The sequence below is a fragment of the Pirellulales bacterium genome (genome assembly GCA_019694455.1).
Taxonomy (GTDB): domain Bacteria; phylum Planctomycetota; class Planctomycetia; order Pirellulales; family JAEUIK01; genus JAIBBY01.
In genome coordinates this window covers 1-15288 of record JAIBBY010000006.1, presented here as the reverse complement: position 1 = coordinate 15288, position 15288 = coordinate 1, and the positions used below count along the sequence as shown (strand labels likewise).

Annotated in this window: 10 protein-coding genes and 1 tRNA gene; 8 read left to right on the top strand and 3 right to left on the bottom strand. The window is 62.5% G+C overall.

Annotation, left to right across the window (positions count from 1 at the left end):
- The first annotated feature begins 24 nt into the window (after positions 1-24).
- Entirely contained in the window at positions 25-432 is a 408-nt protein-coding gene (locus K1X71_04180; protein MBX7072322.1) for a PaaI family thioesterase, read from the top strand.
- 40 nt (positions 433-472) lie between these two features.
- On the top strand, positions 473-649 hold the full coding sequence (locus K1X71_04175; GenBank protein MBX7072321.1) for a hypothetical protein: 177 nt from the start codon (positions 473-475) through the stop codon (positions 647-649).
- Between the two features lie 109 nt (positions 650-758).
- Here K1X71_04175 and K1X71_04170 read toward each other — a convergent pair whose 3' ends face one another.
- The 3 genes from K1X71_04170 to K1X71_04160 form a co-directional block, all read right to left on the bottom strand.
- Positions 759-2030, bottom strand: coding sequence for a molybdopterin-dependent oxidoreductase (locus K1X71_04170; protein MBX7072320.1), 1272 nt, complete (start codon positions 2028-2030; stop codon positions 759-761).
- 86 nt (positions 2031-2116) lie between these two features.
- Complete coding sequence (locus K1X71_04165; GenBank protein ID MBX7072319.1) at positions 2117-3469, bottom strand: hypothetical protein; 1353 nt, start codon at positions 3467-3469, stop codon at positions 2117-2119.
- A gap of 876 nt (positions 3470-4345) precedes the next feature.
- A tRNA-Lys gene (locus tag K1X71_04160) sits at positions 4346-4418 on the bottom strand.
- Positions 4419-4794: 376 nt separating this feature from the next.
- Between K1X71_04160 and K1X71_04155 the strand changes: the two genes are divergently transcribed.
- The 6 genes from K1X71_04155 to K1X71_04130 form a co-directional block, all read left to right on the top strand.
- Positions 4795-6624, top strand: coding sequence for a glycosyltransferase family 39 protein (locus tag K1X71_04155; GenBank protein ID MBX7072318.1), 1830 nt, complete (start codon positions 4795-4797; stop codon positions 6622-6624).
- Complete coding sequence (gene nadB, locus K1X71_04150) at positions 6621-8252, top strand: L-aspartate oxidase (protein MBX7072317.1); 1632 nt, start codon at positions 6621-6623, stop codon at positions 8250-8252. The genes K1X71_04155 and nadB overlap by 4 nt, the downstream gene beginning before the upstream one ends.
- 80 nt (positions 8253-8332) lie before the next feature.
- Complete coding sequence (locus K1X71_04145; protein MBX7072316.1) at positions 8333-9550, top strand: DUF418 domain-containing protein; 1218 nt, start codon at positions 8333-8335, stop codon at positions 9548-9550.
- Between the two features lie 385 nt (positions 9551-9935).
- On the top strand, positions 9936-10646 hold the full coding sequence (locus K1X71_04140; GenBank protein ID MBX7072315.1) for an ABC transporter ATP-binding protein: 711 nt from the start codon (positions 9936-9938) through the stop codon (positions 10644-10646).
- A 66-nt stretch (positions 10647-10712) separates the two neighbouring features.
- Positions 10713-13544: a Gldg family protein gene (locus tag K1X71_04135; protein MBX7072314.1), complete on the top strand. Its 2832-nt coding sequence runs from the start codon at positions 10713-10715 to the stop codon at positions 13542-13544.
- Positions 13545-13631: 87 nt separating this feature from the next.
- On the top strand, positions 13632-15288 hold a 1657-nt coding region (locus K1X71_04130; GenBank protein ID MBX7072313.1), incomplete at its 3' end, for a DUF4340 domain-containing protein.

The window sequence follows — 15288 nt, the reverse complement described above, 5'->3', positions numbered from 1 at the left end:
GTCATCTGAACCGGAGTTAAATCAATGGACGACCCGCTGCCGCTCATTCAACAAGCGATGAAGGGGCTTCTGCCCGACCTGTTGGGCATGGAGTTCACGCTGGTCACGCCAGAGCGCGTCGTCGCCACGCTCACGGTTCGGCCAGAGCTATGCACCGTCGGCGGCATCTTGCACGGCGGCGCGATCATGGCCTTCGCCGACACCCTTGGCGCCACCGCCACGGTGATCAACCTGCAAGGCGGTTCGACCACCACCATCGAATCGAAGACCAACTTCTTGCGCGCTGCGCCGGCCGGCACGGTCGTCACCGGCGAAACCACGCCGCTGCACCGTGGCGGCACAACCATGGTGTGGCAAACCCGCGTCACCACCGCCGATGGCAAGCTCGTGGCCAACGTCGTGCAAACTCAACTGGTGCTCAAGGGGAAGTGAGCGGATACCTCCATCGCGCACTTTGCCAGTAGGCCCGTCCATGCAACGCGCGCTCCAAATCATCGCCTTCATCGCTGGCTGCCTGATCTTCGGCATGCTCATGGCCTGGCGTGGCGAGCTAACGAATATCTTCGCCAGAGCGCTGGTCGCGGCGCTGGCCGGCGCCGTGCTGGGTCTCACCATTGCCCTCGCACGCCACGCCCGCGCCAATCCGTGACGCGAATCACTTGATGACAACAATCAAAATGGCCCTGCCGCCGTCACTGCGCGGCGAATGCGGACTTCTGGCGCCAACGTGCAATGGCGCAGATTCACGGTCCAGGAATTCAAGTCACGACTAGCTTGAACTGCTCAACAGCGTTGCTGCCGCTCTTGCGAAAGGGGCGCGGCATGGGCTGGGCAACGCCACGGCCGTCGACCGCTCGGCAACGAAAGGTGTGCTCCCCCGCCGGCAAACCGGGATGCACGCCGGCCCAATGCACGGCGCAAAAGCGCAGCGGCCACGTTGCGGGCCTCCCCGTTGCGGAGTCAAATCCGTGAGTGCCCGGCGGAATCTTGTCGTCCGGCAGGCCGCCCCCCCAGGTGTCAGGCGCACCAAGAATCTCCATGTCGATCCATGGTGCCGCCGCTTCGCCAGAAGCGTCTTTGCTCTCCCCGTTGCGCGACTCGACGCAGGCCTGCACTTTACTGATGCCGCCGACGCCAACCTGCGCGTATCCTGTCAGCGCGAATGGCTCGCCCGCCTTCACTTGGCGCGGCGCCGAGATCGTCGCCGCAAAGGTCTTCATCGGGCTGTCGATGTCGTTGCCCTCCTCGGCGTATGTGTCGTTGGCATGAAAGAGATTGCTCAGCACGATGTGCGAAATCCATTTCACCGACTTGAAGCCATACGCCTCTGGAACCACCATGCGCACCGGCCCGCCGCGTTGACTGCTGAGCCACTGACCATTGAGCTTGTAGCACAAGATGATCGGCGGCAAATCGAAATAATCCTCCAGCACGCGACCAATCGGCAGCGAACTGCGAAATATTTGCTCCGCATCGTCGTTGTGATAGCCATAGTAAAACACTCGCCGCGTGTCCTCGCGTGGCTGCGCCAGCCAGATCACCTCGCGCAATGGCACCCCTTCCCAGAGTCCCATGCCCAATGGGCAGCCAAGATTCAAGCAGGTCATGATCTTCGGAAAGCGCACGGCATGCTTCTCGCCTAGCGCCAACAGCCCGTTGAAGTCGAGCGCACGCTTGTTTTCCTTGGTCAACGGATTGCGCAAACGCACCGGATGATCTGGATCGGCAATCACTTCCAACCGCCAAGTGTCGCGCGTCATGCCGACCTCGGCCTTCTTCTCCACCGGCAACGAATGCGGCACGGGATCGCCGCGCGAAACATCGCCAAATAACTCGTCGGGCGTCAAGTAACTGCCAAACCGCTTGGCTTTCTCCTCGGCATTCGGCAACAGCGATCCGCCGGTCGCGGCGTCCGCTCGATCCACCGAGTTCAACACGGCCGGCACTGCCAGGCCCGCCGCGCCCAGCTTGAGAAAATACCGTCGCGTCAATTCGCGATGCCGCGAAAGAAAGTCGCTCAGCGGTTTCATTGATGTGACTCCAAAAAAAGCCCACGCGCGACGGCTATCCATCGCGCGTGGGCCTCTATGCTGCATAACGCCCCGCGGCGGCAAGGTTACTCCGCTCGCTTCGCCTCGAACTTCGTCGAGCGCGTCTGGCCGTCGATGTCGATCTCGACATCCCCCGCCAGCGTGTCGCCTTCGATCTCGCCCGAGTAGTTGACCACCAGCTTGCGGCCGTCGCGCTCGCGCTCTACCGAGAACGTCAACTTGTTGCCGTCCAGCTTGGCGTCGGTCACTTTGGCGTCGCCGGCCGGGCCCGAGTATTCGCCGCCGATCGCGTCGCCGTCTTGCGTCAGCTTCACGGTCGACTCGATCTTTTCGCCGTTCTCGCCGTCGATGGCGATGTTCCAAGTGCCGGCGACGTTGGCGCCCTTGCTGCGCGAGCCTTCAATGTCGGCGACGCCGAGTTGGCCTCCCAGGTCGTAGTCGGCGGTGCCGGCCAATTTGTCTCCCTCCGGCTTCACCTTGTACTTCACCACGATCTCTTGCCCGTTGAAGTCGTGCTTCACGGTGAAGGTCAACTCGCCGTCGACCAGCTTGCCATCCTCGATCTCGGCCTGCGTCTCTTCGCTCCATTCGTACTTGCCGGTGACGGCGTCCCCCTCATGCTTCAGGTGCGCCTTCGGCTCGAACGTTCCTCCTTCGCTGGTCGCCACCAACAACCAAGTGCCGTTCAGGTCGATCTCCGGCGCCGCCCGCTCCCCTGTCACGTCGAGCGTCCCCTGCTCACCCCCCAACTCGTAGTCGACCGTGCCGCTCAGTTCCTTCCCCTCCAGCTTGCACTTGAACTTCGACACCAGCGGCGTGCCGCCAAAATCGCCTTCCAGCGTGAAAGCCAGTTCGCCATCTTTGAAGCTCACCTCTTTCACTTCCGACTCGCGGCCGTCATCCCCCGTCAGCTTGCCGCTGTAGTTGTCGCCATCCTGCTTCACGCTCAGCACCGGTTGCAGCGTTTGACCGTCGGGCGTGTTGATCGACAGCTTCCAGTCTCCCGCGATCGTGTTCGCCCCGGCGCGGGTGCCCACGACCGGCAGTGTCCCGACCTCGGAGCCCAATTCAAAATCGACCGAGCCTTCAAAGCCGTCGGCATCCAATTTTCCCTTGAAGCTCGACTTCAACTCTTGTCCGCCAAAGTCGCGCGCGATCTTGAAGGTCAATTCGCCATCCTTGATGGCGCCATCCTGGATCTCGGTCTCTTCGCCATCGTCCCCCTTGAGCGTTCCGGTCACCTTTTCGCCATCTTGCTTGAGATTGACCTGCAAGTTGAGGCTGCCGCCGTCGGGCGTGTTGACCACCATTTCCCAATCGCCGGTCGCATCGACCTTGTCGTCCGCCATGGCGGTCGGCATGGTCAGACAAATCAGCGTAAGAATCAGGCTCATTGCGAAGGCGAGGCGCGAGTTCATACAACGTCTTTCGTGATCGAGGGAAACACCAGACTTGCAAGGCCGGCACATCGCTGGCCCAGTGTTTGGCCACTATACTCCTCGCGCCAGTCAGAAACCACAATCGCGCCGCCAGACCCGAATCGCCAAGGGCAGGCCCATCCCGGTGGCCGCGCAGCGCGCCCCCGTCTCTCCGTTCAGCTGCCGTGATCGCGCGAAAGCTGGCGGCCGCGGCGACGACACCCGTTGTAGTCGCCTCACCGGCGCCGATGAGCGACGAAATGACTCCGGCTCCAAATTGGCAAACCAAGATTGCCAGTTGTGTTGTCGTGCTTGGCTGATTTGCCGAACCACGCGGGCGGCGTCCTGACTACTGTCGCAGGCCACCCGCCAGCCTCACGGCCAAGGCATTGCTGTCCAGCGCCGTCCCGAACCCGCGCGCGAAATCGGTCGTTCACCGAATTCGATTCCCAATTCCGAAAACTCCGAAAACCCCCTGGGTTGTCTGTCCGCCGATCGCACGCCGCAAATCGTGTCTATTAATGATGTTGCGTGGCCAACGCGCCCGGCATTGCCCGGTTACCGGAGAGGAGTTTTCGGAGTTTACCCCCCCTGTTTCTCGATTCTTCGTGCAAAACGAATCCCCACCACCGCGACCAAATGCGCGCAATCTGAGTCAAAATCGTTTTGCTTTTTGAGCCACCCTTTTGGTAGCCTGGGACCAGCGACGCACGAGCAAGAAACCGCCGCCCATAAGATCGCTGGCGAGATCGCTGGCGGCGAGTTGCGCCGGCCGTGCGCTGCGGTACCCCCTGAGTTTTCGCAGCAGATTCGTCTGCGACGAGGCAGATATTGGTTTGCTTAATAAACCAATGCAGCGGGATAGCCCAAAAAAAGTGAGGCTGTTGGGACTCGAACCCAAGACCTACGGATTAAAAGTCCGTTGCTCTACCGACTGAGCTACAGCCTCGCGCAAAGTACCCGCGCAGTGTCACCTTACGACGCCGCCCCCGTCAAGTGGCGCAGCGACTGCCGTTCGCCTGCGACTACGGACGCATAGCGATTTGCAGCCCGCCGCGCCACCGGCATAGAGTAAAGGAGTGCGCATCCACTTGTGGAGTTCGCCCGCAACTGCCCTCGCCCCGCCGATTTCGCCGACAATCCCCCAATTGCCGTAGACAGTGCCCGTCGCCGCGTACTGCAATTTCGGCCACACCCGCGTCACGAGATCGCCATTGACCGCCCCCCCCGATATAGCGCCTTCGACCAAAGTCTCAGAGCGCCCGGCCGCGTCTGCAGACTCCGGCCGGCATTCCGCCGCGCGCGTTTCGCGCTGGGAGTTTGTGGTGGTCTTTCTCATCGCGCTGGTGGCGATCTCGGTCGCTCGCTGGGACGTGCTCCATTCCCCCCCCTGGCAAGACCAGGCCACCGGCCTCTGGACCGAGGCAGACTTTCTGGCTGAAACGCGGTTCGACTTTTGGCGGCTGCGCTATCAAGAAAACCACTACTTCGATCAACCCAGCGGCGCTCGCTCGTACATGATCAGCGCGCAGCCGGCGATGATCGCCGCGCTGATGCTGGCGCTCCCCAGCATCGACTCGGTGATTGTCTTGGTGCGCCTCGGCAGCTTTGTGTGCGGCGCCCTGTCGCTTGCCATCGTGTGGATTCTGGCGGCGCCGATCGCCGGGCGCGCCATCGCCACACTCGCCACGGTCGCGCTTGGCGCCACGCCAATGTTCATCACGCAGGTCGAACACATGGGCATGGACGTGCCGCTCATGCTGTGGACGCTCATCACCATTTGGCTGCTGGCCAATGGCCGCTACCGCGCCGCCGCACTCGCCTCGGCCGTGGCCTTCTTGATGAAGTCCAGCGGCCAACTCGTCACCACCGCCGGCGCCGCGCTGGTGCTATTCAAGCTGTTGACGTCGCGCCACGATGACCGCGCCACGCGAACATGGCTCTGGCAATCGCTGGCCTTGTTCACGCTGGTCTTTGTTGCCGAGACGTTGTTCACTGCCTGGGGAGACACCACCATCCTCTTTCGGCTCGTGGCGCCTTGGCCCAGCACGTCGCGCCTGCCATGGGCAATGCTCTACACCACGCCCGACGTGGTGGCGCTGCTTGCCATCGCAAGTGTGGCGACTCTTATCGTGGGCATCGCCTACTTGCGGCAAAACGGTTGGCGGCGCGCGCTCGCCGCCGCGACCACCGAGCAAACCGCGGTGCTGGCAAGCTGGATCTTGATCGGTCTCGCCCTGTTCGCCGCCTGGCGCTATCTGTATTGCCCGCGCTATTTTCTGTGCGCGCTGCCCGGCGTCTATCTCTGTCTGGTCGCGGCAATCACGGCGCTGCCGGCCGGTCACAAGCTGGCCATGGTCGGCCTGTGCTGCGTGATCGTCGGCAACTTGGCAAATCAATACGGCCGATTCTTTCCCGATATTGCCCGCGTCACTACGGCCGATCTGGCGCGCGATCCCAGCCTCACCATTCGCTCCTGTCTCTACCGCGAGCGCAGTCGCGAGTATCTGGCCGAGCACCTGGCGAACCAGCGCACCATCGATTATCTGGTCGAGCATCATTCCGACCGGCTGATCTTCGTTGAGCCGCCGTTCTTGTTCTTGATGACCCGGCCACGCCTAGGCTATGTCGATCGTCCGCTTCATGCGGTCACTCCGGCGGTCTACGATCCCACGGTTCAACAAGTCTATGCGCAGCTTGTCGAGGCGCAGCGCCGTGGCAATCCTGACGCGGGACCCTTGTTCGTGCAGTTCGCCGCCAGCCGCATTACGCTGCCGCCGCCTGCGGACGACGAGATCCTCTACTCCGATCAACTCACGCCGCCGCTATTGGTCTATCAGCCGCGCTTCGCGCCCGAGTTGGTCGCCGACCAACATAAGTTTGAAGAGGCGTACCTCGACAGCACCTGGAACACCAACTGGATTGGCGAGCGCGTGCAAACCCGCTGGCCCTTTCTCATGCGCACCGGCCGCTTGCAGCGCGCCCGCGCGGAACTGGACCAGGCGCTCGGCTTCACGCCCTACGACGCCAGTCTGCGCGCGCGGCGGCTGGAGTTGGAAGCGCTCGAATCCAAGCGCGCCGCTGGCGTCGAGTCGCCGGCCGGCCCTCCTCTATCCGCAGCCATCGACAGGAAGTCCACACGACCAACGCCATGAACGACGCCGAACTGGTCCCCCGCTACCTCGCCCAGTTTCACCCCAAGCGGGTGCCGCATCACTTCACCGATGTGCTCATCATCGGCGGCGGCTTGGCCGGGCTGCGCGCCGCCATGGCGGTCGATCCGGCCCTTTCGGTGCTAGTGGTCACCAAACTCAACCTCGCCCAGTCGAACAGCCAGTACGCGCAAGGCGGCATCGCCGGCGTCCTCGATCCCGAAGATCGCTTCGAAAACCACATCGCCGACACCTTGCGCGCCGGTGGCTCGCTCTGCGATCGCGCAGTCGTCGAGATGGTCGTGCGCGAGGCGCCGCGACATATCCTCGAACTCATCGAATGGGGCACCCACTTCGATCTGGCCGACAGCGCCGGCCACTTGGCGCTTGGCCGCGAAGGCGGACATAGTCACGATCGCATCGTCCACGCGCTCGGCGACGCCACCGGCCAAGAGGTGATGCGCGCCGTGATCGCCCGCGCCAATCGCCTGGCCAATATCGACACTTGGCAAAACACCTTCACGCTCGATCTGCTCACCGAGGCAGGCCTCTGCCGCGGCGCGCTGGTTTGGAATCCGCGGCATGGCAAGACCTTTATCTGGGCCAAGCAAACCATCCTCTGCACTGGCGGTTGCGGACAGGTCTATCGTGAAACGACCAACCCCGAGGTCGCCACCGGCGACGGACTGGCCCTCGCCTATCGCGCCGGCGCCGAACTGCGCGACATGGAGTTCATGCAGTTCCATCCCACCGTCTTGTACATCGCCGGCTCCAGCCGCCACCTCATCACCGAAGCCATTCGCGGCGCCGGCGCCTATTTGGTCGATCGCGCCGGCCACCGCTTCATGCCCGACTATGACGAACGCGCAGAACTCGCCCCGCGCGACATCGTCAGCCAGGCGATCGTGAGCCAGATGGAAAAGTCGCGGCATCCCAATGTCTATCTCGATCTCAGCCATCTCGATTCCGAAAAAGTCCGCGCGCGCTTTCCCGGCATTGCCACGCTGTGCGCCCAGTTCGGGCTCGACATCACGCGCGATCCCATCCCAGTTCGCCCTGGCGCGCACTACATGATCGGCGGCGTCACTGTCGACATGCAAGGTCGCACCACCGTCGAGCGACTATGGGCCGCCGGCGAGGTGACCTCCAGCGGACTGCATGGCGCCAATCGTTTGGCGTCGAACAGCTTGCTGGAAGGTCTGGTCTATGGCGCGCGGGCCGGCGCCGGCGCCAGCGCCGCGGCCGCCAGCATCGCCGATAACTTTAGCGCCCTGCCGATCGAAAATCCCCCCACGCCAGAACCTGACGAACGGCTCGACCTGGCCGACATCCGCAACTCGCTCAAAAGCCTCATGTGGCGCAGCATCGGCATTCGCCGGCACGAACCCGAACTCGGCGAAGCTTTGCAAACGGTTGATCGTTGGCAACGCTATGTGTTGCGGCGGCAATTCAACGATCCTGCTGGCTGGGAGTTGCAAAACATGCTGCTGGTCTCGCGACTCATGATCGCCGCCGCGCGCCAGCGCGAAGAGTCGCGCGGCGTCCATCTGCGCGAAGATTATCCCAACCTCGACGAGTCGCGCTGGCGACGCCATATCGCCTTTCAGCGCCGCGATGAACCAACAACGTGAACTAGCTCCCAGATTGTTCGGCGAGCGGCGAATATCATAGTGACGCGAGTTTTCCATTCGGAGGCGAGTTGAGCGGCGGCATGTCCACTTCCATCGAACCCGGCGCATCGCGCCTCGTCGAAGTCGATGCGCTCCGCGGCTTCGCGCTGTTCGGCATTCTCGTGGTCAACAGCGCCGTCTTCGCCTCTCCCTATTACGGATCGGGACTGGCCGACCCCGCCTTTACCTCGCCGCTCGACCAGGCCACGCGCTGGCTGCTGGCGACCTTCTTTGAAGGCAAGTTCTATCTGCTCTTTTCCTTTCTGTTCGGCTACAGCTTCACCTTGCAAATGGCCTCGGCCGAGCGCGCCGGCGCGAACTTTCTCCCGCGTATCTGGCGCCGCCAAATCGGTTTGGCGCTGATTGGTATTGCGCATGCCGTGCTGCTCTATCCGGGCGATATCCTCACCACCTACGCCGTCCTGGGGCTGGTGCTGTTGGCGCTGCGCCGTATTTCCGACCGTCGCGCGTTGCAACTCGCCGTGTTGCTGGTTGTGCTGATTGCACTGTTGCTCGCCACGGCTGGCTTGACCATGTGGCTGCTGTCAGAAGGGCCCGATCCTGCCACAATTCATGCCGATTCTCGACAGGCAATTGCCGCGTATCGCCAGTCACCCGCAACGGCCTTGTGCCAGAATTTGCGTGATCTCCCTGAATCACTCCTTGGCATTGGCCTCTTGCAGGCGCCGTCCGCGCTAGCCATGTTCCTGTTGGGACTCGTCGCGGGACGCCGGCGATTGTTCGCCGAACTTTTGGATCATCGACACATCCTGCAGCGCATGTTGTGGATCGGCATGCTGGTTGGCCTGCCGGGCGCGCTCGGCTACGCCTACGCCACAACCAGGTTCAACGACTTGGCGATTAGCGTCCTCGGCCTCGCGCTCGGGTGGCTCACGGCGCCGCTGCTGACCGGCGCCTATATCGCCGCCGCGATGCTCGCCTTTCAAACGCCGCGCGGCGGTCAGGCCGCTCGGCGTTTGGCCCCCGCCGGTCGCATGGCGCTCTCCAACTATCTGCTGCAATCTCTCGTCTGTGCGCTCATTTTTACTGCCTATGGCCTGGGCGAGGTCGGCCGCATCGCGCCGCCGGCTGTGCTGCTCTTGGCCTGTGGCATCTTCACCGGCCAATTGGCGCTGAGCGACTGGTGGCTACGCGAGCATACCTATGGTCCTGTCGAATGGCTGCTCCGGGCGCTGACATTGGCCAAATGGCCTGCCTGGCGCACGCCACCAGCGGCCCCAATTGCCAAAACTTGCTGAACACTCCCGCTGCGACGGGCGTAAAGCCAGTATCAGAGCCAATCTGGCGTCTGCCGCGCGCCGCGATTTCGTGGGGGTCAATCGACCATTGCCGGCAGCGTGCATCTTCAATCGCACTAGACAGATACGTGCAAGATACTATCTTAGAAAGCCTACCTGTACCGGGGACGCTCGCCGTCGCCAGTCGTCGGCCTGCGCCGGCGAGATATTCGTTCGGCCGTTCCCAGGGATCCATACCCCTTGGCCGGACGGCATTCAGGCGCGGGGAAGCCTCCAATGCAGTTTGGGAGCGCGCCGCCTGTGGCCGACGGCTTCCACCCCGGCCCTGGCAATCATCACCAGCTCGAAGGAGCTATTCACGATGAAAGAGCAATCTGGTCCCGCCATGATCGAGGCGGTCAACCTCTCGAAGTACTACGGCGAATTTGCCGCCACCGAAAACGTCTCCTTCACGGTGCGGCAAGGCGAAGTGGTCGCCTTTCTTGGCCCCAACGGCGCCGGCAAAAGCACCACCATGAAGCTCCTCACCGGCTACCTCGCCCCTAGCACCGGTTCGGCAAGGATCGCCGGACACGACATGAACTCCGATCGCCTCGCGGGCGCCAAGCGGCTGGGCTACCTCCCCGAAAATGGCCCCCTCTATCCCGATATGAGCCCCCGCGAACTGCTCAACTTCTTCGCCGACGCGCGCGGCCTCTCGGGCAAGTACAAAGACACCCGCATCGACGCGGTGATCCAGCTCTGCGATCTCGGCAGCGTCATTGGCAAGCCCATCGGCAAACTCTCCAAGGGCTATCGACAGCGCGTTGGCATGGCGCAAGTCCTGCTGCACGAACCCGACGTGCTGATCATGGACGAACCGACCGCCGGCCTCGATCCCAACCAAATTCGCGAAGTGCGCGAAACCATCCGCAAACTGGGCGAGCAAAAAACCATTCTGCTCTCCACGCACATCTTGCAAGAAGTCGAAGCCATGGCGGGCCGCGTGCTGTTCATCAACGAAGGCCGCCTGGTCTTCGATGGCCCCACCAGCGAATTTCGTCTGCAAGATCGCTCGCTCGATCAACGCTTCCAGGACCTCACCGCCGCTTCGTAATTGCCTCCTCAGGCGACCCGTATTTCCCAAGACTCCACTTGCCTCAAAGCCCACGCTAAGAACGCCATGAACTTCAACGTCATCCGCGCCATCTTCCGTCGGAACTTCATCAGCTACTTCAGCAACCCGACGGGCTATGTGTTCATCTGCGTGTTCGTGCTGCTCACCGGCATCGCGGCCTTTTGGCCCAACGAGTTCTTCAACAACAACCTGGCGAATCTCGATCAGCTCAATCGCTACCTGCCGCTGATCATGTTGATCTTCATTCCGGCGATCACCATGAGCGTGTGGGCCGAAGAACGTCGGCAAGGCACCGACGAACTGCTGCTCACCATCCCCGCCACCGACCTGGAAGTGGTGATGGGCAAATATCTGGCGACGGTCGCCATTTTCACGGTGGCGCTCTTGTTCTCCGTGACCAATGTGCTGGTGCTGATGCTCTTGGGCGACCCCGACATCGGGTTGCTGGTCGGCACCTATCTCGGTTATTGGTTTGTGGGCGTGGCGATGCTGGCCATTGGCATGGTGGCGTCGTTCCTGACGGCCAATCTCACGGTCGGCTTTATTCTCGGCGTCCTGTTCAACGCCCCGTTGGTTTTTGCCGACGCCGCCGAAGTCATCCTGTCCAACGAATTGACCCGTGGCGTGCGCCACTGGAGCCTGGCGGAGCAGTTCCGCGATTTCGGCCGTGGCGTGATCAGCCTGTCGAGCGTGGTGTACTTTCTGTCCATCATCGGCGTCTCGCTCTATCTCTGCATGGTGCTCATCGGCCGCCGCCACTGGTGGGGTGGTCGCGATGGCCATTCGCTGCTCGGCCACTACATCGTGCGCGCCGTGGCGCTGGTGGCCTTCGCCTGCGGATTGACCATGTTGGTGTCGCACTTCGATCGTCGCTTCGATGTCAGCTCCGAGCGGCTCAGTTCGCTCTCGCCGCAAACCGTAAAGGTCCTGCAAGAATTAAAGCGACCCGTGCAGGTCGAGGCATTCATCAGCTCGCAAGTGCCAGACACCTATGTCCGCACCCGGCTCGATCTGCTCTCGATGCTCCGCGAGTTCGAGGCCCGCTCCGGCGGCAAGGTGCAAGTGCGCGTCAACGAGACCGAGCCGTACAGCGAAAACGCCCAGCGGGCAGAAGAACAGTACGGCATCAAGAGCCAACAGGTCGCTTCCCGCGCCCGCGGCGCCATGAACATTAAAGACATCTTCCTCGGCGTGGCGTTCAGCTCCGGACTGGAGAAGGTGGTTGTGCCGTTCTTCGATCGCGGCGTGCCCGTCGAGTACGAACTGGTCCGCTCCATCGGCACCGTCGCCGGCGAAAAGCGCAAGCGGCTGGGCCTGTTGGTCACCGACGCCAAACTGCAAGGCGACTTCGACATGCAAACCATGTCCCCTGGTCGCAAAGAGCTGATCATCGAGGAGCTGGAAAAGCAGTACGAAGTCACCCCGGTTAGCGCCGATAGCCCCATCACCGAAAAGTACGACGTGGTGCTGGCCGTGCAGCCCTCCTCGCTTGGCGAAGAGCAAATGCAAAACTTCGTGGCGATGGTGCGCTCGGGACAAGCGACGGCGATCTACGAGGACCCATTCCCCTATCTCGATCCCAATGTCCCCGCCACCAGCGCCCCCAAGCGTCCGGCGGGCAATCCCATGATGCAGCAGGCGCCGCCGCAGCCCAAAGGCAACATCGCCCAATTGTGGTCGCTGCTCGGCGTCGATTTTGCCGACACCAACATCGTTTGGCAGCTTTACAATCCGTATCCCAAGATCAGCCAGTTCCCGCAGGAGTTTGTCTTTGTCGACGACGGCAGTTCGCCGCAACCCTTCAATCAGGGCAACGAAATCAGTTCCGACTTGCAGCAATTGCTGTTCTTGTTCCCAGGTTCGATTCGCCAGCAGAACGCCTCCAAGCTCAACTTCACCTGGTTGGTCACCACCGGCGATGCCACCGGCACGGTTCAATTCAGCGAGATCATGATGCCGTCGCTGTTCGGCATGGGAGGCGGACAGCTCAATCCCAATCGGCGTCATCACCGTACCAGCCAGGAGTACGTGCTCGCTGCGTACATCACGGGCAAGCCCGGCCCGGCCGTGGCGCCACCCACGCCGCAGCTTGGGGCCAATTTGCCCATGGCCGACGAAGGCTCGCCCGATAAGCCAGCCGATGCGACGATCGACGCCAAGCTCCAGCCCGCCGCGCCCCCCGATGCCAAAGCCGCCGATACCAAAGCTACTGACGCCAAACCGGCCGAGACACCTGCCGCGGCGCCCAAGGACGATGAGCTCAACGTGGTGCTGGTCTGCGATATCGATGTGCTGTACTCGGCTTTCGTGGCGCTGCGCAACCGCGGCGACGACCCCGAGGCCGAGGTGCGGCTCGATCTCGACAACGTCTCGTTCGTGCTCAACTCGATTGACGCGTTGGCCAAGGAAGATCGCTACCTCGATGTGCGCAAGCGCCGCGAGCGTCACCGCAGCTTGAGCGACCTGGACCAGCGGACCGAAAAGATTCGCGAGCAGTCGGCCGCCCAGCGCGAGAAGTTCGTGCAAGAGTTCGAAAAGGCCCGCGAAGCCGCCCAGGCCGAACTCGACAAGAAAGTCGCCGAAATCCAAAAGCAGACCGAAGGCAACCCGCTGCAAACCTTGCAGCGCGTCGAGATGGTCCGCCGCGCCGAGGAGCAGCGTCTGGAGGCCAAGACGAGCCAACTGCAAAGCAAGCGCGACGCCGCAATTCAAAAGGTCGAAACCGATTTGCATGTCGAAATCGGACGAGTCCAACGCCAGGCCAAGTTTCTGGCGGTCGCGATCCCGCCAATTCTCCCCCTCACCTTCGGCGCCTTTGTCTTTGCCAATCGGCGCCGGAAAGAACGCGAAGGCGTCTCCAAGATGCGACTGCGTTAGTCGTTTCCAAGCCACAATCATCGGTCGCGCCAAGCGCCGGTCATACACTCAAACCATTCGCAAATTTCCAGATAGCGGACTAGTCGCATGAACGAAGCCACAAAAACCGTCGCGTTTGTCGCCCTGGCCTTGGTGGGCCTTGGAGTCGGCGTCGCCTCTCGGCCCCGCGCCGTCGCGCCGGCCACCGATGTAGTCGGCAAGCTGCTCGCTCCCGACTTCACAGACCCCAGCGCCGCTCACAGTCTGGAAATCGTCGACTACAACGCCGACACCGCCGAGCCGAACGTCTTCAAAGTCAAGCAGGTGAACGGCATCTGGTCGCTCCCGTCGCGCTACGACTATCCCGCCGACGCCAAGGACCAACTCGCCGCCGCCGCCACCAGCCTCATCGATCTCAAGATCCTGCAACTTGCCAGCGACAAGCCATCGGATCACGCCCTGTATGGCGTCGTCGATCCGGTCAACGCCGAGTCGGGCGCCGATGGCGTCGGCAAGCATGTCATCCTCAGCGATTCCAGCGGCAAAAAATTGCTCGATGTTGTCATCGGCAAGGAGGCCAAGGGGGATCAAACCGGTCTGCGGTATATCCGCGAAAGCGGCAAGTCCCCCGTTTATCTGGTCAAGGTCGCCACCGACAAGCTCAACACTCGCTTCGACAACTGGATCGAAAAGGACCTGCTCAAGCTCAATGCCTGGGACATCGGCCGGGTTTACATCGACAGCTACTCGGTCGACGAAGTAAACGGCCGCAAGGTTCCTGGCGATGTGCTCGACCTCACCTACAACGACAAGGAAGGCAAGTGGCTCCTGCCCGACCTCAAGGAAGGCGAGGAGCTAGACACCACCAAGCTCAACGAAATGAAGACGGCGCTCGACGACCTGAAAATCGTCGATGTGCGCAAAAAGCCCGCCGGGCTTAGCCGCGACCTGAAGACCGAGGAAGGCATCGCCCTCGACCAGCAAACGGTCGGCTCGCTGGCCAGCAAGGGCTTTTATCTCACGCAAGACGGCGAACTCTGGTCGAACGAAGGCGACGTGATCGTCGGCACCAACGAGGGCGTGCAGTACGTGCTCCGCTTTGGCGAAGTCGCCCTCGGCACCGAAGAAGCCGCCGACGAAGAAAAGAAGCCGGACGACGCCGCCGACGCCACCAAGGCCGAAGCTGCGGGCGATAAGCCCGCTGGAGAAACCAAGGAAAAAGGCGCCAACCGCTACTTGTTCCTCATGGCGCAGTTCGACCCCGATTTGATTCCCAAGCCCGAACTCGATCCGATCCCTGGCGAACCTCAGCCAGCGGCCCCAGCGGAAACTGCGCCGGCCGCTGACACGCCCGCGAGCGATGCGCCTGCCGGAGAAACACCGCCTGCCGCCGAGGCGCCGGCAGCCACCGAGCCATCCACCACCGAGCCGGCCACCGAATCTGCCCCCGCCGAAGCGCCAAAACCCTCGGAAGGCCCCACCCCGGAAGACGAATCGAAAGCCGAACCAGCCGCAGCGGCCGAATCAGAAATCAAGGCCCCGGAAACAACGGCGGAAGCTCCCCCTGCCGCTAACCCCGCCGATCCGGCGCCGGCCGATGCGCCGGCCACCGACGCGCCGCCGGCCGAGGCGGCGCCCGCTGCCGCCGACGCAAAACCCGCCGACGCCAAGCCCAAGACCCCCGAGGAGATCGAGCGGATCAAGGCCGAGAACAAGCGCAAGCAGGACGAGTACGACGCCAAGGTGAAGAAGGGACAGGAGAAGG

What these genes read in the sequence shown, in the direction of transcription:
- K1X71_04145 (MBX7072316.1), top strand. Translation starts at nt 8,333, where the DNA reads ATGTCCACTTCCATCGAACCCGGCGCATCGCGCCTCGTCGAAGTCGAT.
- nadB (MBX7072317.1), top strand. Translation starts at nt 6,621, where the DNA reads ATGAACGACGCCGAACTGGTCCCCCGCTACCTCGCCCAGTTTCACCCC.
- K1X71_04170 (MBX7072320.1), bottom strand. Translation starts at nt 2,030, where the DNA reads ATGAAACCGCTGAGCGACTTTCTTTCGCGGCATCGCGAATTGACGCGA.
- K1X71_04135 (MBX7072314.1), top strand. Translation starts at nt 10,713, where the DNA reads ATGAACTTCAACGTCATCCGCGCCATCTTCCGTCGGAACTTCATCAGC.
- K1X71_04140 (MBX7072315.1), top strand. Translation starts at nt 9,936, where the DNA reads ATGATCGAGGCGGTCAACCTCTCGAAGTACTACGGCGAATTTGCCGCC.
- K1X71_04165 (MBX7072319.1), bottom strand. Translation starts at nt 3,469, where the DNA reads ATGAACTCGCGCCTCGCCTTCGCAATGAGCCTGATTCTTACGCTGATT.
- K1X71_04180 (MBX7072322.1), top strand. Translation starts at nt 25, where the DNA reads ATGGACGACCCGCTGCCGCTCATTCAACAAGCGATGAAGGGGCTTCTG.
- K1X71_04175 (MBX7072321.1), top strand. Translation starts at nt 473, where the DNA reads ATGCAACGCGCGCTCCAAATCATCGCCTTCATCGCTGGCTGCCTGATC.